Genomic DNA, 17766 nt, shown 5'->3' with positions numbered 1-17766 from the left:
GTCCTACCCCTTCACCGCACCGGCCGTGACGCCGGTGACCATCTTGCGCTGCACGATCAGGAAGAACACCAGCACCGGCAGGGTGAACAGCGCCGACGCGGCCATCGCGCCACCCCAGTCCGTGCCGAACTGCGTCTGGAACCCCGACAGCCACACCGGCAGGGTCTCCTTCGTCTGGTCCTTGACCAGCGACAACGCGAACAGGAACTCGTTCCACGCGGTCACGAACGCGAACACCGACGTGGCGACCAGGCCCGGGCCGAGCAGCGGCAGCGTGACGCGGCGGAACGCGCCCCACCGGCCGCAGCCGTCCACCATCGCCGCCTCCTCCAGCTCCAGCGGGATGCCGTTGACGAACCCGCGCAGCGTCCACGCGCAGAACGGCAGCGTCACCGCGAAGTAGATCAGCGCCAACGCGGGCAGCCGGTCGAGCAGGTCCAGGTCGCGCATCATCAGGAACATCGGGATCAGCAGCGCCTCGAACGGCGCCATCTGCGCCACCAGCAGCATCATCGCGAAGCCCTTGCGGCCCTTGAACCGCATCCGCGACAGCGCCACCGCCGCCAGCAGGCCCACCACGACCGCGCCCAGCACCGCGGTCAGCGACACCAGCAGGCTGTTGCCCAGCGCGTCGAGGAACCCGGGCTTGGTCCACGCGGTGGCGAAGTTCGAGCCCGTCACGGAGAACGGGATCAGGTCGTAACCGGTGGACAGCAGGTCCTTGCGCGGCTTGAGCGCCGTGGACACCATCCAGTAGGTCGGGAACGCGAAGAACAACGCCACGACCAGCGCCACGACGTTGGCGGAGACCTTTTTCGCGGTCACAGCTCGCCCTCCTGGGATCGGACCAGCCTGCGCAGGTACTGGAAGGTCAGCAGCGCCAGCAGCGCCACCATCACCACGGACACCGCGGCGGCCACGCCGAAGTGGCTCTTGGAGATGCCCTCCAGGTACTGGTAGACGGGCAACGTGGTGCTGCCGCCGTCCGGGCCGCCCTTGCGCATGGCCCAGACCTGCGTGAACACCTTGAAGTCCCACAGCAGCGACAGGAACGTCACCATCAGCAACAACGGCCTCAGCTCGGGCCACGTCACCGAGCGGAACGTCTGCCACGCCGACGCGCCGTCGATGCCCGCCGCCTCGTACTGGTCCTTCGGGATCCCGATGGCGCCCGCGTAGAGGGAGAACGCCAGGAACGGCACGGCCTGCCACACGATCAGCAGCCCGATCACGGCCAGCGTCGACGTGCCGGTGCCGAACCACGAGAACCCGGCGAACGAGTCGAACCCGAGCTTGACCAGGGTCTTGTTGAGGATGCCGTACTGCTGGTCGAAGATCCACTGGTAGACCGTGGTGGCCGCGAGCAGCGGCATCGCCCACGCCAGCAGCATCGCCACTTGCAGCACGATCCGCACGACCGGGCTGATCTGCCGCATCAGCAGCGCGATCAGCAGGCCCGCGAGGACCGACGCGACCACCACGAGCGCGGTGAACACCACCGAGCGCACCGCGATGACCCAGAACCCGGGGTCGCCCAGGATCTCGGTGTAGTTGTCCAGACCGACCCACACGACCTCGCCGCGGGTCAGCTCGCGCAGGTTCAGCCGGCGGAAACTGGTCACCAGGACGGAGAGGACGGGCCAACCGATCAGCCAGAGGATGGCCACCACGGCGGGGGCCAGCAGCAGGTAGGGCAGCGCCCGGTCGAAGGCGCTGCCCCGACGGCGCGGCGCGCCGTCCGGTGCGGCACGCCGCGGTGCCGACGAGGAGTTCGTCGGCACCGCGGCGTCGGTCGTGTGCACGGCCGTCATGCGTCCGTCATCCGCCCAGGGTCTTCGACAGGGCGGCGTTCGCGTCGGCCGTCGCCTGGTCCAGCGGCTTCGCGCCGGTCAGGTACGCGGTCAGCATGTCCTTCAGCGGGTTCTGACCCGCCTCGACCGCGGCCCACGACGGCGTGGTCGGGGTGACCTTGCCGTTGGGGGCGGACTCGGCCAGCGCCTTGCCGATCGGGGTGGTGGCGAGCTTCGAGGTGTCGGTGGAGGTGCCGGGCACCGCGCCGCCCTCGGCCAGCATGTCCTGGTACTTCTTGGACGACAGCAGCTTCAGGTACTCCTTGGCCAGGTCGGCGTTCTTGCTGCCGGCCGGGATGGCCAGGTTCGAGCCGCCCAGGAACACCGGGGCCGTCTTGCCCGCGGTCTTCGACGGGATCGGGAACGCGCCGACCTTCTCCTTCAGGTCCGCGTTGGCCTTGACCGCGCCCGCGAGCTCCCACGGCAGACCGATCATCATGCCGACCTTGCCCGTGGCGAACACCTCCATCTGCTGCGGGGTGGCCTCGTCGGCGTCCTTCGGGGCCTTCGTGCCGGAGGTGTCGACCAGCTTCTTGTAGAACTCCAGGCCGGCCTTGGCCTGCGGGGTGTCCACCGCGCCCGCCCAGGCGGAGCCCTGCGGCTTGGCCACGTCACCGCCCTCGTCCCAGATGAACGACAGCAGCACGTACCAGGACTGGCCGGGCAGGTAGAGCGGCTGGAAGTCCGGGTCCGCGGCGTTGGCGGCCTTCAGCTTCTCGATCGCGCTGACCCACTCGTCACGCGACTTCGGCGCGGCGGCGATGCCCGCGGCCTGGAACAGGTCGGTCCGGTAGATGACCGTGCGGTTCGCGGCGTAGAACGGCAGGCCGTACTGCTTGCCGTCCCAGGTCAGCGAGTCCTCGAGGCCGCCGAGCCACTGGTCGCCGTTGAGGCCGGAGACGTCCCCGCTGAGGTCGGTCAGCGTCTCCTCGGCCGCGAACTTCGCCGTCTGGGTGTTGCCCAGCTCGATGACGTCCGGCGGGTTGTTGCTGGTCAGCGCGGTGGTCAGCTTCTCCTGGATGCCGTTCCACTTCTGCACTTCGTACTTGACGGTGACGCCGGGGTGCGCGTCCTGGAACTCCTTGTTGAGCGCGTCGGTCAGGGTGGTCGGCGCCGAGCCGTCCATCAACCACACCGTCAGCGTCTTGGGTTCCCCGGAGTTGCCGCTGCCGCCGTCGGAGCTCGTGCCACATCCGGCCACGGCCACCGCGAGTGCGGCGGCACCTACGGCCAGTCCTCTCCAGCCCTTCACGTTGTGCGCCCTTTCCCCATGCCCCGGTCCCAACGACCGGAACGCCAAAGTGGTGTAGACCAATGCGGCCTAGAGTGTGCCTCGCCACAAGGCATGTCAAGGCCGTTGCTGGACCGTTGCAAAGTCATCGGATCATTTTCTCGACCGTTGTCGGGGGTTCGGGCGCACGATCCGACGAGGACAAGGCATCCTGTGTCTGGGAGCGCTGGCAAGGTCGGCTGGCAAGGGGCGAGGAGGAAGGCATGCTCGAGACGAGCCCTGCGACTGGCGTGGACGCCAGGACTCGCGCGCAGCGCGAGCCGAAGTACTGGGGACTCAAGCGGCACCTGCTCGACCTGCTGCGCGCGTTGCCGCCCGGATCGCCGATCCCGACGGAGCGCTCGCTGGCGGCGGAGTTCGACGTGTCGCGCACCACGGTCCGGCAAGCGCTTGCCGAACTGACCGTGGAGGGCCGGTTGCTGCGCGTGCAGGGCAAGGGCACGTTCGCGGCCGAACCCAAGGTGGCGCAACGGCTCCAGCTGTCGTCGTACACAGAGGACATGAAGGCGCAGGGCAGGCAGCCGTCGTCGCGGTTGATCGAGGCGTCGGAGATGGCCGCGGAGGCCGAGCTGGCCCGCCTGCTGGGCGTGCGGGCGGGCGCGAAGGTGCTGCGCCTGCACCGGCTGCGGTTGGCCGACGGCGAGCCGATGGCGATCGAGACCACCCACCTGGCCCTGGGCCGGTTCCGCGGCCTGCGCCGCTACCTCGCGCCGGGCGCGTCGCTGTACCAGGTGCTGCGGGAGCGGTTCGGCGTCGAGATGGGGCACGCGGAGGAGACGATCGAGACGGCGCTCGCGTCGCCGGAGGAGGCCGAGCTGCTGGGCGCCGACATCGGCCTGCCGATGCTGCTGCTGTCGCGGCACTCGTTCGACACGGAGGGCAACCCGGTGGAATGGGTGCGCTCGGTGTACCGGGGCGACCGCTACAAGTTCGTCGCCACCCTGAACCGCCCCGCCGACTGACCGCCGCACCGCCGCCCGGTTCCGCCTCGCGACACCGGGCGGCGCGCCTTTCACGTGCCGGTCACCGCTTCCGGCAGGCTCGCCATCGTCGCTGGTCAGAGGCTTGACCCGAGCCTTTCACGGCGTTCGGCAGACCCGACCGCTGGTGTTTTGTCGGCGCACTTTTCCGTTTCTTTCCGCCCTTTGTCGCGCTTTCCGCGCTTTTCGGCGTTCGGCAGTGCTTTGCCGGCGTCCCCCGCGCAGGGGGACCCCTGTTCTTGATACTGCCGGCTCGCACCGACGTTTTCCGGCCTCCCCGCCCCGCCTGTGGACAACTCCAGGAGCAGACTGGGTCGGTGGCGGAGATCGTGGTGTGGGGCACGGGACGGGCCAGGGCCGTGTTGGCGACGACCATCCTCGGCTCGGGCATGGCGATGCTCGACAGCACGATCGTCAACGTCGCCCTGCCCCGCATCGGGGCCGAGCTGGGCGCGTCCGTCGCCGGGTTGCAGTGGATCCTCGACGGCTACCTGCTGGCCCTGGCGTCGCTGATCCTGATCGCGGGCTCGTTGGGCGACCGCTACGGCCGCCGCCGCGTCTTCACCTTCGGCGTGCTGTGGTTCGGCGCGGCGTCCCTGCTCTGCGGGCTGGCGCCGACCACCGAGCTGCTCGTGGTGGCCCGCGTGCTGCAAGGCGTCGGCGGCGCGCTGCTCACGCCCGGCTCGCTGGCCATCCTCCAGTCGGTGTTCGCCCGCGCCGACCGGGGTCGGGCGATCGGCGCGTGGTCGGGGCTGTCCGGCGTGGCCACGGCGGTCGGGCCGCTGCTGGGCGGCCTGCTGGTGCAGGCGTGGTCGTGGCGGCTCGCGTTCCTGATCAACCTGCCGGTCGCGGCGGTCTGCGTGTGGCTGGCCCGCCGGTACGTGCCCGAGTCCCGCGACGAGGCCCTCACCGGCCACCCGAACATCGGTGAGTCGGTCGTCGGGGCGGTCGGCCTGGCGGGCATCACCGGCGCGCTGGTCGAAGCGCCCGTGCGGGGCGCGGACGCGCTCGTCGTCGCGGCGGGCGCGGTCGGCGTGGCGGGCCTGGTGGCGTTCGTGGTGATGCAACGGCGCGGCCACGACCCGCTGGTGCCGCCCCGGCTGTTCGCCAACCGGACGTTCGTGCTGGCCAACGCCCTGACGTTCCTGGTCTACGCCGCCCTGGGCGGGGTGATGGTGCTCATGGTGCTGCAACTTCAGGTGTCGCTGCACTACTCGCCCACGGCGTCCGGCCTGGCCGGCGTGCCGATCACGATCATCATGCTGGTCCTGTCGGCGCGCTCCGGCAGCCTCGCCCAGCGGTTCGGGCCGCGCGCCCAACTGGTCGGCGGACCCGTCCTGATCGGCGTCGGGATGCTGTTGCTGCGCCGGGTCGAGCCGGGGGCCGGTTACTGGACCGACGTGCTGCCCGGCCTGCTGGTGTTCGGCTTCGGCCTGGCGGCGGTGGTGGCCCCGGTGACGGCGACCGTGCTGGCCGCCGCGCCCGACCGGTACGCGGGCGTGGCGTCCGGGGTGAACAACGCCGTCGCCCGCACCGGCAGCCTGGTCGCGGTGGCCGTGCTGCCCGCGGTGGCGGGCCTGACCGGGGCCCAGTACGCCGACCCGACCGCGCTCACCGAGGGCTGGCGGACGGCCCTGCTGGTGTGCGCGGTCGCGTCGATCGTCGGCGGGCTGCTGGCCCTGGGCACGGACAATCGCGTGCTCAAACCGGCCCACGAGTGCCTCAGCTGCGCCGTGGACGCCCCGCCCGCGCGCCTGCCCGACTGAACTCACAGGTAGCGGGCGAACACCTCCGGGTCGACGTTCCCTCCCGACAGCACGGCCACGGTGCGCTCGGCCGGCCGCGCGAGGTGGGCGGCGACCGTGACCGCGCCGCTGGGCTCCACGACCAGCCGGGCCCGCCGCGCGAGCAGGCCGACCGCCTCGCCGATCTGCTCCTCCGACACGGTCACGATGTCGTCCACGTAGGCGCGCATGTGCTCGAACGTCAGCTCGGACGGCTCGGCGCGCAGCCCGTCGGCGATCGTGCGGGCCCGGTCGTCGGCGGGCCAGCGGATCAGCGTGCCGACGCGCAGCGACTCGGCCGCGTCACCGGCGAGCTCCGGCTCGACCCCGATGACGCGGATGGCCGGGTTGAGCGCCTTCACCGCTGCGGCCACCCCGGAGATCAGCCCGCCGCCGCTGACCGGCACGAGCACCGCGGCCACGTCGGGCAGGTCGGCGACCACCTCGAGCCCGATGGTGCCCTGGCCCGCGATGACGTCGGGGTGGTCGAACGGCGGGATCAGCGTCGCGCCCCGCTCGGCGACCAGCTCCGCGGCCCGCACCTCCCGCTGCGCCGTCGGCACCTGGAAGACCTCCGCGCCGTGCGAGCGGGTCGCGTCGACCTTGACCCGGGGCGTGGTGTCCGGCACGACGATCGCCGCGGGCACGCCGAACAGCTTGGCCGCGTACGCGACGGCCTGGGCGTGGTTGCCGCTGGAGTAGGCGACGACGCCGCGTGCCCGCACCTCTTCGGGCAGCCGCGCGACCGCGTTGTACGCGCCGCGGATCTTGAACGCGCCGACCGGTTGCAGGCTCTCCGGCTTGAGCCACAACCCGTCGTCGAACCGCAGCAGGGGAGTGCGCACCGCCGCGCCCTCGATGCGGTCGGCGGCGGCCTGGATGTCGGAGATCGTGACGAGTGCCATGCGTCGATCCTCACCCCTGCGGCGGCGTCACGCCTACACGGGTGGTGACCGGAACTCCTCCTGCCTCACCCGGCCGGGCCAACAACATTCACACGTCCGTGGCTCGCTTCACCGAATCGCTTACATCTGGCAAATCCGCCCGAATCGGTGATCGACTCACTACCTTGAGTGAGAGTTAACTGTCAAACGCTACACAGCGCAGTCACATTGGCGTGTCCTGTGACACACTTCGCCCTCAGATGGCTCGAGCCGTAACAGGTTACGGAGTCATAACGTCGCTCGAACGGGTGAGTACTGGTCGGTAGAGACCGGGGAGGGGTGCCATGCGGGACGCGGGAAAGCGGTCCTCGCGGTGCGCCTCACCGGGCGCGACGACGAACCGGGAGCCCCGAGCGACGACCCGGGCGAGAAGTAAAGGGGTGGGGCGACCCCTGCCGCCGCCCCACCACCCGTCCCCCTAGAGCCCCCGAGAGCGGTCCCTGCAACCAGGCTCTCGGGTCCCCTGCACCCGAAGATGAGGGAGACGCCTAATGAACCGCACGAGTGCGGTCCGCCTTGCCACGGCCGTCCTGCTGGCCGCCGGCACGGCTACAGCTCTCAGCGTACCGGCCATCGCGGACACGGCGGCGCCCCAGGGCGCAACCCCGGCCGACACGGAGAGCTACCCCGCCGGGTTGCTCCAAGCGGTGGAACGCGACCTGGGCCTGAACGCCGAGCAGATCACCGCCCGTTTGGCGAGTGACGCACGAGCGGGTGAGGTCGAGTCCGCGGCGCGGTCCGCGGTCGGCAGCGCCTACGCGGGCTCGTGGATCAACCAGGCGACCGGCAAGCTGGTCGTCGCGGTGGCCGACCCGGCCAAGGCGGGCGCGGCGAAGGCCGCGGGCGCGGACGCCAGGTACGTCGCCTTCTCCCACCAGCAGCTGACCGGCGCGAAGTCGGCGATCGACACCCTGTCGGCGCCGAAGTCGATCACCGGCTGGCGGGTCGACGAGCAGACGAACTCGGTCGTGGTCGAGGTCAACCGCTTCCAGCGCGACGCGGCGGCGGAGTCGTTCCTGGCGACGGCCAAGTCGGTCAGCCCGGCGGTGCGGGTGGTCGAGGTCGACGAGAGCCCGACGACCCTCTACGACACGCGCGGCGGCGACGCGTACTACATCGGCAGCGGCCGGTGCTCGGTCGGCTTCGCGGTCAGCGGCGGTTTCGTCACCGCCGGTCACTGCGGCCGCGTGGGCAACGCGACGACCGGCTTCAACCGCGTCTCGCAGGGCTCCTTCGCGGGCTCGTCCTTCCCCGGCAACGACTACGCCTGGGTTCGGACGAACTCCAGCTGGACCTCGCGCCCGTGGGTCAACCGCTACAACGGCAGCAACGTCACCGTGACCGGCTCCACCTCGGCGGCGGTCGGCGCGGCGATCTGCCGCTCGGGCTCGACCACCGGCTGGCGCTGCGGCACCGTCCAGGCGAAGAACCAGACGGTGAACTACGCGCAGGGCTCGGTGTCCGGCCTGACCCGCACCAACGCGTGCGCCGAGCCCGGTGACTCGGGCGGCTCGTGGGTCGCGGGCACCGGCTACAGCCAGGCCCAGGGCGTGACCTCCGGCGGTTCGGGCAACTGCACCTCCGGCGGCACGACCTACTTCCAGCCGGTCGGCGAGATCCTGTCCGCCTACGGGTTGAGCCTGACCCGCGGCTGACCCGGCGCGCGGCCGTCCCTGCCGACCGCGCACCGCTCGCGAGAACGCCCCCGGGCCGTCGGCTCGGGGGCGTCGCTCGTGCCGGGGGTGTCTCAGGCGAACTGCACGGACCGCTTGGACAGCCCGTACCAGAAGCCCTCGACGGTGGTCGTGGCCTCCTGCGCGGCGCTCGCGCCCAGTGACACGAACAGCGGCGCGAAGTGCTCGGTGCGCGGGTGCGCGATGCCCGCCGCCGGCGCCTTGCGCTGGAAGTCCAGCAACGCGTCCACGTCGCCGTCGGCCAGCGCCCGGCCCGCCCAGTCGTCGAACTCGGCCGACCACGACGGTGGCCGGTAGTCCGGGCCCGCGGACATGTCCACGCAGCTCAGGTTGTGCGTCATGAACCCGCTGCCGACGATCAGCACGCCCTGCTCGCGCAGCGGCGCGAGCCCGCGCCCGACCTCGAACAACTCGCGCGGGTCGAGGCTGGGCATGGACATCTGGAGCACCGGCACGTCCGCCTCGGGGAACATCTCCTTCAGCGGCACGTACGCGCCGTGGTCGAGCCCGCGCCCCTCGTCGTGCGCCACCGGCCGGTCGACCAGCCGGGCGACCTCGCGGGCCAGCCCCGGCGCGCCCGGCGCGTCGTAGGTGACCTCGTAGTACCGCTGCGGGAAGCCCCGGAAGTCGTACGTCAGCGGCACGGTCGTGGTCGCGCCCAGCGTGAGCGGGTCGTTCTCCCAGTGCGCCGAGACGACCAGGATCGACTCCGGGCGCGGCAGCGTCGCGGACCACGACCTCAGCTCGCCGGTCCACCGTTCGTCGTCGGCCAGCGGGGGAGCCCCGTGGCCCAGGTACAGCACAGGCATCACGCCGACGACTGTACGCCCTTTAGTTGAAGTTTCAACCAGGCCGCGGCGGCGCGCGGATCCTCCGCCTCCGTGATGGCGCGCACGACCACGACCCGCTCCGCGCCCGCGGCCAGCACCTCGGGCAGCCGCTCGCGGTCGATGCCGCCGATCGCGAACCACGGCCGGTCCGTCGTGCCCGCCGTGGCGCGCACCAGGTCCAACCCCGGCGCGGGACGCCCCGGCTTCGTCGGCGTCGGCCAGCACGGCCCGGTGCAGAAGTAGTCCACCCCAGGCTCCACGGCCGCCGCACGCGCCTGCCCGACGTCGTGCGTGGACCGGCCGATCACCACGTCGTCGCCCACCACCCGGCGGGCCAGCGGCACCGGCAGGTCGTCCTGCCCCAGGTGCAGCACGTCGGCGTCCACGGCCAGCGCCACGTCCGCCCGGTCGTTGACCGCCAGCAGCGCGCCGTGCCGGGCGCACGCCTCGGCGAGCACCTCCAGCGCGGCGATCTCCTGCTTGGCTTCGAGGCCCTTGTCCCGCAACTGCACGACGTCGACACCGCCCGCGAGCGCGGCGTCCGCGAACTCGGCGAGGTCGGGTCGCGTGGGCGTGCAGAGGTAGAGCCGTGCGTCGGCGAGCCGCCGCCTGATCCGCGTTGCGTCGAGTCCTGGCACGGGCGGCACGGTAACCGCCGGCCCGTTTCGTGCGCTACGGTGGAAGAGGTCCGCACGGGAGCCTGGAACACACCGGGCTGAGAGGGAGCGTGGTTCGCTCCGACCGTCGAACCTGATCCGGGTCATGCCGGCGCAGGGAGCGTGAGTGCCTTGGCAATGCGAGTGACCGTCCTCGGCGGTGGCGTCATCGGCCTGTCCGCGGCCTGGTACGCCGCCCGCGCCGGCTACGCGGTCGAGGTCGTCGACCACGGTTCGCCGCACGGGGGTTCACGGGTCGCGGGCGGGATGCTCGCCCCGATCACCGAGGCGTGGCCGGGCGACGAGGACGTGCTCGCGCTCGGCGTCGAGTCGCTCCAGCTGTGGCCGGAGTACGCGCGCTCGCTCGGCGTGGCGCTGAGCCCGGTGGGCACGCTGGCCGTCGCGGTCGACCGGGCCGACGTCGAGGTGCTGGCCCAGCTGTGCGCCTACCTGGAGCGGATGGGCCGCTCCGCGACCCGGCTGACCGGCCGTGAGCTGCGCGCGCTGGAACCCGGCCTCGGCCCGGTCCGGAGTGGACTGTCGGTGCCGGGTGACGTGGCCGTGGACAACCGGGCGCTGCTGCGCGCGCTGCGGCAGGCGTGCGCCGCCGACGGCGTGGTGTTCGCCGACGAGCCGGGCGAGGGCGCGGACGTGACGGTGATCGCGGCCGGCGCGTGGAGCCGCGACCTGCACCCGGCGCTGCGCGACGTGATCCGGCCGGTGAAGGGCGAGATCCTGCGGCTGTCGGCCCGGCCCGGCGCGCTGCCGCCGCCCCGGCACACGATCCGCGCCCAGGTTTCCGGCCGACCCGTCTACCTGGTGCCGCGCGAGGGCGGGTTCGTGCTCGGCGCGACCCAGTACGAGGCCGGTTTCGACGGTGACGTGACCGTCGGCGGCGTGCGCGACCTGCTGCGCGACGCCGAGGTGGTGTGGCCCGGCATCGCCGAGTACGCGCTCACCGAGGCCGCCGCCGGGTTCCGCGCCGGCAGCCCCGACAACGCGCCGGTCGTGCGGTGGCTCGAACCCGGCGTGCTGGCCGCCACCGGCCACCACCGCAACGGTCTGCTGCTCGCGCCCGTCACGGCGCGGCGGGTGCTCGCCCTGCTCCGCGAAGGAGGAAACAGTCGGTGAAGGCGAAGGTCAACGGTCTGGAGCGGGAACTGGCCGACGGGTCGACCGTCGCCACCGTGCTGGCGCTGCTCGAAGCGCCGGCCCGGGGTGTCGCGGTCGCCCTGGACGGCGAGGTCGTGCCGCGGGCCGCGTGGGAGACCACGACCGTGCCCGACGGGGCCGCGGTCGAGGTGCTGACCGCCGTGCAGGGAGGGTGACGTGGACGACCCGTTGGTGATCGCCGGTCGCGAGTTCGGCTCGCGCCTGATCATGGGCACCGGTGGCGCGGCGAACCTGGCGGTGCTGGAACGCGCGCTGGTGGCGTCCGGCACGGAGCTGACCACGGTCGCGATGCGGCGGCTGGACGCGTCCGGCGGCGGCGTGCTGGACCTGCTCGGACGGCTCGGCATCACCGCGCTGCCCAACACCGCCGGCTGCCGCACCGCCGCCGAAGCGGTGCTCACCGCGCGCCTGGCGCGCGAGGCGTTGGAGACGGACTGGGTGAAGCTGGAGGTCGTCGCCGACGACCAGACCCTGCTGCCCGACCCGGTGGAGCTGCTGGACGCGGCCGAGCAGCTCGTCGACGACGGGTTCGTGGTGCTGCCCTACACCTCCGACGACCCGGTGCTCGCGTCCCGGCTGGAACAGGTGGGCTGCGCCGCCGTGATGCCGCTGGGCTCGCCGATCGGGACCGGGCTGGGCATCCGCAACCCGCACAACATCGAGCTGATCGTGGCCCGCGCGTCCGTGCCGGTGATCCTCGACGCGGGCGTCGGCACCGCGTCGGACGCGGCGCTGGCGATGGAGCTGGGCTGCTCGGCCGTGCTGCTGGCGACCGCCGTGACCAGGGCGCAGGATCCCGAGCGGATGGCGGCGGCGATGCGCGCGGGCGTGGAGGCCGGTCGGCTGGCCCGGTCGGCGGGCCGGATCCCGAAGCGTTTCTGGGCGCACGCGTCGAGTCCGGCAGTGGGGTGATTGCCCGGCACGGCATGATGGATGCTCGCCCGTGCCCGTCTGCCCGAGGAGGAGTGCCGTGACGGCCGACCAGGTCGAGGACGCCACCGCCAGGCTGTACCTCGCGATCGGCAGGCTTTCCCGGCTGCTGCGGCGCACCGGGTCGCCCGGTCTCGGGCCGGGCGCGGTGTCGGCGTTGGCGACGTTGGCGCGGTGCGGCCCCATGCGGTTGGGCGACCTGGCCGCGAAGGAGGGCGTCGCGCCGCCGACGTTGTCGCGGATCGTGGCGGCGCTGGTGGAGGCCCGTTACGTGCGGCGCGAACCGGACCCGCAGGACGGGCGGGCGTGGCTCGCGACCCCCACGCCGGAGGGCGTGACGATGGTGTCCGGGGTGCGGTCGGCGCGGGTGCGCGAGCTGCAACGGCGGATCGAGGAACTGAGCCCCGAGCACCGCGACGCCCTGGTGCACGCCCTGCCCGCGTTGGAGGAGCTGGTCGGCGAGGCCGGCTGACCCGGTCTCCCCCGTGCTCACCCGGTGGCTGCCGGCCCCCGGGACGGTCGACCCGCGCGCGTCGCACGAGGGCCACCTGCGGCGACCGTGAACAGCCACGCCACCAGCACGGCGAAGAACGCGCCCACGGTGTTGTTGTAGAAGTCCTGCGCCTCGCACACCCCGATCGCCGTCAGGGCCTGCATGAACTCCACCGCCCCGCTGAACGCCGCCGACACGCCGAGCACCGCGAACGGCCGGCGCGTGGCCAGCGTGGCGAAGAACGCGAACGGGGCCAGCATCACCAGGTTCAGCCGCTCCAGCGACCCGGTGAGCGAGAACTCGTTGCCCACGCACATCCCGATCGGGTCGGTCGTGGCCACCGAGAACGACCCGCCCGGCCGGGCCAGGGTCACCGCCAGCGCCACGCCAGCCCGCACCCGGCCAGCACCGCGGGCACCACAGCCCAGCCGCGCCACCGCGCCACCGCGAACCCGACCGCGCCCAGCAGCACCGACCCCGCGAACAACGCCGTCACCGCCTCGGGTCGGCTCAGCACCAACTCGGCGATGTAGGCGTCCTGACCGACTGCGCTCATGCCTTACAAGACGCACGAGTTCCGCGCCGGTGCCTCAGAGCAGCCTGAGAAGAACCGTCAGAACCGGTACCGCAGCACCCGGCCCACATCCCTGACCCCGGGCAACCGCGCCATGATCCGCATCGGCACCCGCCCCGTCCACGGTTCGGCGGCGATCTGCGGCAGCTCCACCGACCGCACCGCGTCCACGCAGCGCAACCCCGCGTGCCAGCCCTCGACGACGGCCGGGTCGTCCAACCCCCAGTGCAGCGTCGCACCCGCCCGCCGCACCGCCGGCACCAGCTTCTGCATCCTGATCCCGAACGACCCGTACACGTCGAACAGCAGCTCACCGCCGCTGAACCGCCCGGTGACCCGCCGCACGAGCCCGCGCACCTGGTCCTCGGTCAGGTACATGGTCAACCCCTCGAACACGGCGACCACGGGCCGGTCCGCGGGCACCCCGTCCCACCACCCGTCGTCGGTGACCGACGCGTGCACCAGCCGGTAGTCGCCCGACGGCACGTCCAGCAGCCGCTCCCGCAGCACGGCCACCTCCGGCAGGTCCACGTCCACCCACCGCACGCCCGGCCCGAACGCCATCCGGTGCGCCCGCGTGTCCAGCCCGCACGCCAGGTGCAGCACGGTCGCCGACGGGTGCCGCGCCAGGAAGTCGGCGGTCCAGTCGTCCAGCAGCTTCGCCCGCATGGCGACACCCGCCGCCGTCGACGCGGTCACCCCCGTGCGCGGGAAGTCGTACTCGATGCGCGCGACGGCGTCCGCCGCCGCCGCGTCACCGAGGACGGGGTGCTGCGCGCGGGCGTCGAGCGCCCGCGCGTACAGCGTCGCCAGCATCGTCTCCGGGGCGCCGGTCAGGTCGACCTCCACCCCCTCGACGCTAGCCCTCCAACCGCCACAACGGCGACACCGGACCGACACCGCCACCCAACGGGTACGCGGCGGCCACCGAACGGACGATGAAGTCCTTGCCGAACCGCACCGCCGTCGGCACGTCCGCGCCCCGCGCGAGCTGCGACGCGATCGCCGACGCCAACGTGTCACCGCTGCCGTGCGTGTGCTTGACGTCGTAACGCGGCCCGAGCAGCTCGATGAACTCCGCGCCGTCGTACAGCACGTCCAGGCACTCCGGGTCGTCCCACAGGTGCCCGCCCTTGACCAGCACCCACCGCGGGCCCAGCGCGTGCAGCGCCTCGGCGGCCTTGCGCTGGTCGGCCCGGCTGCGCACGTCGATGCCGGTGATCAGCCGCACCTCGTCCAGGTTCGGCGTCACCAGCGTCGCCCGAGGGAACAGCAGCGTCCGCAACGCGTCCAGCGCGTCGTCGGCCAGCAACTGGTGCCCGTGCATCGACGCGGCCACCGGGTCCACCACGAACGGCCCCACGTCCACCCGGTCCAGCGCCGCCGCGACCGCCTCGATGATCGCCGCCGACGCCAGCATCCCGGTCTTGGCCGCGTCCACCCCGATGTCCGTGGCGACCGCCTCGACCTGCGCGGCCACCACGTCCGGCGGGATCTCGGTGTACCCGGTGACGCCCAGCGAGTTCTGCACGGTCACCGCCGTGATCGCGGTCATCCCGTGCACACCGCACGCGAACAGCGTGCGCAGGTCGGCCTGGATGCCCGCGCCACCGCCGGAGTCGGACCCGGCGATGGTGAGCACCCTCGGCGGCGTGGCGGCCATCCCCGCACCCCTCATCGATCCACCACCGGCAGGTAGACCTTGTTGCCGCGGTCACCGAACTCGTGCGACTTCTCCGCCATCCCGGCCTCGATCGCCTCCACAGTGGACAGACCCCGTTCCTCCGCGTACCGCCGCACGTCCTGGGTGATCTTCATCGAGCAGAACTTCGGCCCGCACATCGAGCAGAAGTGCGCCGTCTTCGCGGGCGCGGCGGGCAGCGTCTCGTCGTGGAACGACCGCGCCGTGTCCGGGTCCAGCGACAGGTTGAACTGGTCCTCCCACCGGAACTCGAACCGCGCCCTCGACAGCGCGTCGTCCCGCTCCTGCGCGCCCGGGTGGCCCTTGGCCAGGTCCGCCGCGTGCGCCGCGATCTTGTACGTGATCACGCCGGTCTTCACGTCGTCCCGGTTGGGCAGGCCCAGGTGCTCCTTCGGCGTGACGTAGCACAGCATCGCCGTGCCCAGCCAGCCGATCTGCGCCGCGCCGATCGCCGACGTGATGTGGTCGTAGGCGGGCGCGATGTCGGTGGCCAGCGGCCCGAGGGTGTAGAACGGCGCCTCGCCGCACCACTCCTCCTCCAGCCGCACGTTCTCCGCGATCTTGTGCATCGGCACGTGACCCGGGCCCTCGATCATCACCTGCACGTCGTGCGACCGGGCGACGTGCGTCAACTCGCCCAACGTCCGCAGCTCCGCGAACTGCGCCTCGTCGTTGGCGTCCGCGATCGACCCGGGCCGCAGCCCGTCACCGAGGCTGAACGTCACGTCGTAGGCCCGCAGGATCTCGCACAGCTCCTCGAAGTGCGTGTAGAGGAAGCTCTCCTTGTGGTGCGCCAGGCACCACGCGGCCATGATCGACCCGCCGCGCGAGACGATGCCCGTGACCCTCTTGGCGGTCAGCGGCACGTACCGCAGCAGCACGCCCGCGTGCACGGTCATGTAGTCCACGCCCTGCTCGGCCTGCTCGATGACGGTGTCGCGGTAGACCTCCCACGACAGCTTCGCCGGGTCGCCGTCCACCTTCTCCAGCGCCTGGTAGATCGGCACGGTCCCGACCGGAACCGGCGAGTTCCGCATGATCCACTCGCGGGTCTCGTGGATCCGCTTGCCCGTCGACAGGTCCATGATCGTGTCCGCGCCCCACCGCGACGCCCACACCATCTTCTCCACCTCCTCCTCGATCGAGGAGGTCACCGCGGAGTTGCCGATGTTGGCGTTGATCTTGACCAGGAACTTCTTGCCGATGATCATCGGCTCGGCCTCGGGGTGGTTGCGGTTGAGCGGGATGACCGCCCGGCCGATCGCCACCTCGTCCCGGACGAACTCCGGGCTCAGGTTCTCGCGGGCCGCGACGAACCGCATCTCCGGCGTGACGATCCCCGCCTTGGCGTACGCCAACTGGGTCACCGCCCCGTTGAGCGGCTCGCGCGCCGCGATCCAGCCCGCGCGCAGCTTCGGAAGTCCACTGTGGACGTCGATGGTCGCGTCGTGGTCCGTGTACGGACCGGAAGTGTCGTACAGGTCGACGTGCTCGCCGTTGGTCAGCTCCACCCGGCGGAACGGGACGCGCACGCCGTCGCCCACCTCGCGGTGGACCTTGTGCGAGCCCGGGATCGGCCCGGTGGTGACGCTGGGCTTGACCGAACGGTCGTCAAGTGCCGTCACGACATTCCTCCCTACGCCGGCATTACCCGGTCAGGTTCAGGCGGTCGGCGGCACCGGAGCCTCGCGCTCCAGCCGCCCTCTCAGCCCGCTGTGGCGCGAGCTCCCGCGTGTGTTGAGTTGTCGGCGGCCGTCGGGCCACCGGCCTGACCATAGCCACGGCCCGGTGCGCTGCCAAGGTGCGGATGCCAAGCGCCACTGTTTGCGCGTACCTTTCACCGCGTGGCTGATCACCAGCCGTTCCCGCCCGGCGCCCGGCGCGTGGCCCGCCCCGCCGCCGTCTCGCCGTGCCCGTCGTGCGGCGACCTGGCGGGCCGCGGCTACCCGTCGTGCCGGTTCTGCGCGGAGCTCGTCGACCAGTACTGGCTGCTCGACTGGCAGGAGCTGCTGTCGGCCGAACAGCTCGCCGAGGGCGGCGCGGGGGAGCGCGAACTGGCCGAGCTCGTGCTGGCCGACGAGGTCGGGCGGCACCCGTGGACGTGCACGGACTGGGCGATGACCCTGCTCGCGTGCTCCCAGTGCGGCGAGGAACTGGCCACCGGGCCCGCCGACTGCGTGCGCTGCGCCATGGCCGACGGCCTGCGCTGGTCCTGGGACCACGCCGCCCACCCGAAAGCCATCACCGCGGGCGAACACGCGCTGCGGGTGGCCCGGGCGACCCTGCGCGCACCTCACCGCGCCCGTGCCGCGACCGTCGGCACCTGGCGCCTGCTGCTGCCGTTCCTGCTGGTGGGGGAGCTGCCGACGGTCGGCCAGGTGCGCCGCATCAGGGCCGCCGTCCTGGCCGGCGCCTACCCGGAACTGGCCGCCTGCACCACGCACGTCGAGCTGGCGTCGTTCCCGGAACTGCCGTGGCGGCGACCGGAGCGCCCATCCCGCACCGACCACCAGGCGAAGGCCCAACGCGACCAGCACACCGCCGCCGACCCGGTCTAGCACCAGCCCGGCCCGCCACCCAACCGGGTGAACCTCGAAAAACCGATCAACGAAAACGCCGTTATCCCACCGCTGGAACGTCGGTTAGAACAAAGAGGACCGCCCTCAACCCCCGCCTCACCCCACCACCCGCCGAGCCCACCCGCCAACCCACCCGCCGAGCCCCGCCGGCCCCGAGCCTCGCCCCCGCGCCTCCCCACCGACCACCGCCTGCCCGCGCGCCGCCTGCCCGCGCGCCGCCTGCCCGCGCGCCGCCTGCCCGCGCGCCGCCTGCCCGCGCGCCGCCTGCCCGCGCGCCGCCTGCCCG

20 protein-coding genes and 2 riboswitches are annotated in these 17766 nt (G+C 72.4%); of the genes, 8 read left to right on the top strand and 12 right to left on the bottom strand.

The window, feature by feature from the left end; genetic code table 11:
• Positions 1-3 precede the first annotated feature (3 nt).
• From LZG04_RS32415 to LZG04_RS32405, 3 genes are read right to left on the bottom strand one after another with little or no spacing between them, the layout of a single operon-like run.
• Complete coding sequence (locus LZG04_RS32415; RefSeq protein ID WP_233824259.1) at positions 4-825, bottom strand: carbohydrate ABC transporter permease; 822 nt, start codon at positions 823-825, stop codon at positions 4-6.
• Entirely contained in the window at positions 822-1811 is a 990-nt protein-coding gene (locus tag LZG04_RS32410) for a carbohydrate ABC transporter permease (RefSeq protein ID WP_233824257.1), read from the bottom strand. Before LZG04_RS32410 ends, LZG04_RS32415 begins: the two co-directional genes overlap by 4 nt.
• A gap of 7 nt (positions 1812-1818) precedes the next feature.
• The gene (locus LZG04_RS32405) at positions 1819-3102 is read right to left on the bottom strand and encodes a sugar ABC transporter substrate-binding protein (protein WP_233824255.1); all 1284 of its coding nucleotides are present in this window, start codon (positions 3100-3102) and stop codon (positions 1819-1821) included.
• 242 nt (positions 3103-3344) lie between these two features.
• Between LZG04_RS32405 and LZG04_RS32400 the strand changes: the two genes are divergently transcribed.
• Both LZG04_RS32400 and LZG04_RS32395 read left to right on the top strand, forming a co-directional pair.
• Positions 3345-4103: a GntR family transcriptional regulator gene (locus tag LZG04_RS32400; RefSeq protein ID WP_053715905.1), complete on the top strand. Its 759-nt coding sequence runs from the start codon at positions 3345-3347 to the stop codon at positions 4101-4103.
• Between the two features lie 335 nt (positions 4104-4438).
• Positions 4439-5887, top strand: a complete 1449-nt coding sequence (locus LZG04_RS32395) for an MFS transporter (RefSeq protein WP_308199609.1) — start codon at positions 4439-4441, stop codon at positions 5885-5887.
• Positions 5888-5889: 2 nt separating this feature from the next.
• On the opposite strand, the gene LZG04_RS32390 is transcribed toward LZG04_RS32395, so the two are convergent.
• Positions 5890-6810 (bottom strand): threonine/serine dehydratase, encoded by a 921-nt coding sequence (locus LZG04_RS32390; protein ID WP_233824253.1) that lies wholly within the window; start codon positions 6808-6810, stop codon positions 5890-5892.
• Between the two features lie 530 nt (positions 6811-7340).
• On the opposite strand from LZG04_RS32390, the gene LZG04_RS32385 reads away from it, so the two are divergent.
• On the top strand, positions 7341-8504 hold the full coding sequence (locus tag LZG04_RS32385; protein ID WP_233824251.1) for a S1 family peptidase: 1164 nt from the start codon (positions 7341-7343) through the stop codon (positions 8502-8504).
• Positions 8505-8596: 92 nt separating this feature from the next.
• Here LZG04_RS32385 and LZG04_RS32380 read toward each other — a convergent pair whose 3' ends face one another.
• Together LZG04_RS32380 and thiE are read right to left on the bottom strand one after the other, a co-directional pair.
• The gene (locus LZG04_RS32380; protein ID WP_233824591.1) at positions 8597-9352 is read right to left on the bottom strand and encodes a dioxygenase; all 756 of its coding nucleotides are present in this window, start codon (positions 9350-9352) and stop codon (positions 8597-8599) included.
• Complete coding sequence (thiE, locus tag LZG04_RS32375) at positions 9352-10011, bottom strand: thiamine phosphate synthase (RefSeq protein ID WP_233824249.1); 660 nt, start codon at positions 10009-10011, stop codon at positions 9352-9354. The genes LZG04_RS32380 and thiE overlap by 1 nt, the downstream gene beginning before the upstream one ends.
• 44 nt (positions 10012-10055) lie before the next feature.
• Positions 10056-10167: riboswitch (TPP riboswitch) on the top strand.
• Between thiE and thiO the strand changes: the two genes are divergently transcribed.
• The 4 genes from thiO to LZG04_RS32355 all read left to right on the top strand — a co-directional run bounded on the left by thiO (position 10153) and on the right by LZG04_RS32355 (position 12604).
• Positions 10153-11160, top strand: a complete 1008-nt coding sequence (gene thiO / locus LZG04_RS32370; protein ID WP_308199608.1) for a glycine oxidase ThiO — start codon at positions 10153-10155, stop codon at positions 11158-11160. Its footprint overlaps the riboswitch before it by 15 nt.
• Positions 11157-11357 carry a sulfur carrier protein ThiS gene (thiS, locus tag LZG04_RS32365; protein WP_233824247.1) on the top strand — a complete coding sequence of 67 codons (201 nt, stop codon included), beginning with the start codon at positions 11157-11159 and terminating at the stop codon, positions 11355-11357. The genes thiO and thiS overlap by 4 nt, the downstream gene beginning before the upstream one ends.
• Position 11358: 1 nt before the next feature.
• A complete protein-coding gene (locus LZG04_RS32360; protein WP_308199607.1) occupies positions 11359-12114 on the top strand; it encodes a thiazole synthase in 756 nt (251 codons plus the stop codon).
• 58 nt (positions 12115-12172) lie between these two features.
• Complete coding sequence (locus tag LZG04_RS32355) at positions 12173-12604, top strand: MarR family winged helix-turn-helix transcriptional regulator (RefSeq protein WP_233824245.1); 432 nt, start codon at positions 12173-12175, stop codon at positions 12602-12604.
• Between the two features lie 17 nt (positions 12605-12621).
• Here LZG04_RS32355 and LZG04_RS32350 read toward each other — a convergent pair whose 3' ends face one another.
• The 5 genes from LZG04_RS32350 to thiC form a co-directional block, all read right to left on the bottom strand.
• Entirely contained in the window at positions 12622-13011 is a 390-nt protein-coding gene (locus LZG04_RS32350; protein ID WP_233824243.1) for a VanZ family protein, read from the bottom strand.
• A complete protein-coding gene (locus tag LZG04_RS32345) occupies positions 12996-13181 on the bottom strand; it encodes a hypothetical protein (RefSeq protein ID WP_233824241.1) in 186 nt (61 codons plus the stop codon). The genes LZG04_RS32350 and LZG04_RS32345 overlap by 16 nt, the downstream gene beginning before the upstream one ends.
• A gap of 57 nt (positions 13182-13238) precedes the next feature.
• Positions 13239-14048, bottom strand: coding sequence for a class I SAM-dependent methyltransferase (locus LZG04_RS32340; protein ID WP_233824239.1), 810 nt, complete (start codon positions 14046-14048; stop codon positions 13239-13241).
• Positions 14049-14058: 10 nt separating this feature from the next.
• Positions 14059-14862, bottom strand: a complete 804-nt coding sequence (gene thiD, locus LZG04_RS32335) for a bifunctional hydroxymethylpyrimidine kinase/phosphomethylpyrimidine kinase (protein WP_233824584.1) — start codon at positions 14860-14862, stop codon at positions 14059-14061.
• 11 nt (positions 14863-14873) lie between these two features.
• Positions 14874-16526 (bottom strand): phosphomethylpyrimidine synthase ThiC, encoded by a 1653-nt coding sequence (gene thiC / locus LZG04_RS32330; protein WP_233824237.1) that lies wholly within the window; start codon positions 16524-16526, stop codon positions 14874-14876.
• Positions 16517-16643, bottom strand: a riboswitch (TPP riboswitch). (Overlaps the previous gene by 10 nt.)
• Positions 16644-16745: 102 nt before the next feature.
• Here thiC and LZG04_RS32325 point away from each other — a divergent pair.
• Positions 16746-17459, top strand: a complete 714-nt coding sequence (locus LZG04_RS32325) for a hypothetical protein (RefSeq protein ID WP_233824235.1) — start codon at positions 16746-16748, stop codon at positions 17457-17459.
• Positions 17460-17576: 117 nt separating this feature from the next.
• Here the strand turns inward: LZG04_RS32325 and LZG04_RS32320 are convergent.
• Positions 17577-17766 (bottom strand): hypothetical protein (locus LZG04_RS32320; protein WP_233824233.1); only part of this gene is annotated, 190 nt, incomplete at its 5' end.

Origin of the sequence: Saccharothrix sp. S26, assembly GCF_021390395.1 — a bacterium.
GTDB lineage: Bacteria > Actinomycetota > Actinomycetes > Mycobacteriales > Pseudonocardiaceae > Actinosynnema.
Note: the sequence above shows the minus strand (reverse complement) of the source record. Positions and strands in the feature narration are given on the sequence as shown.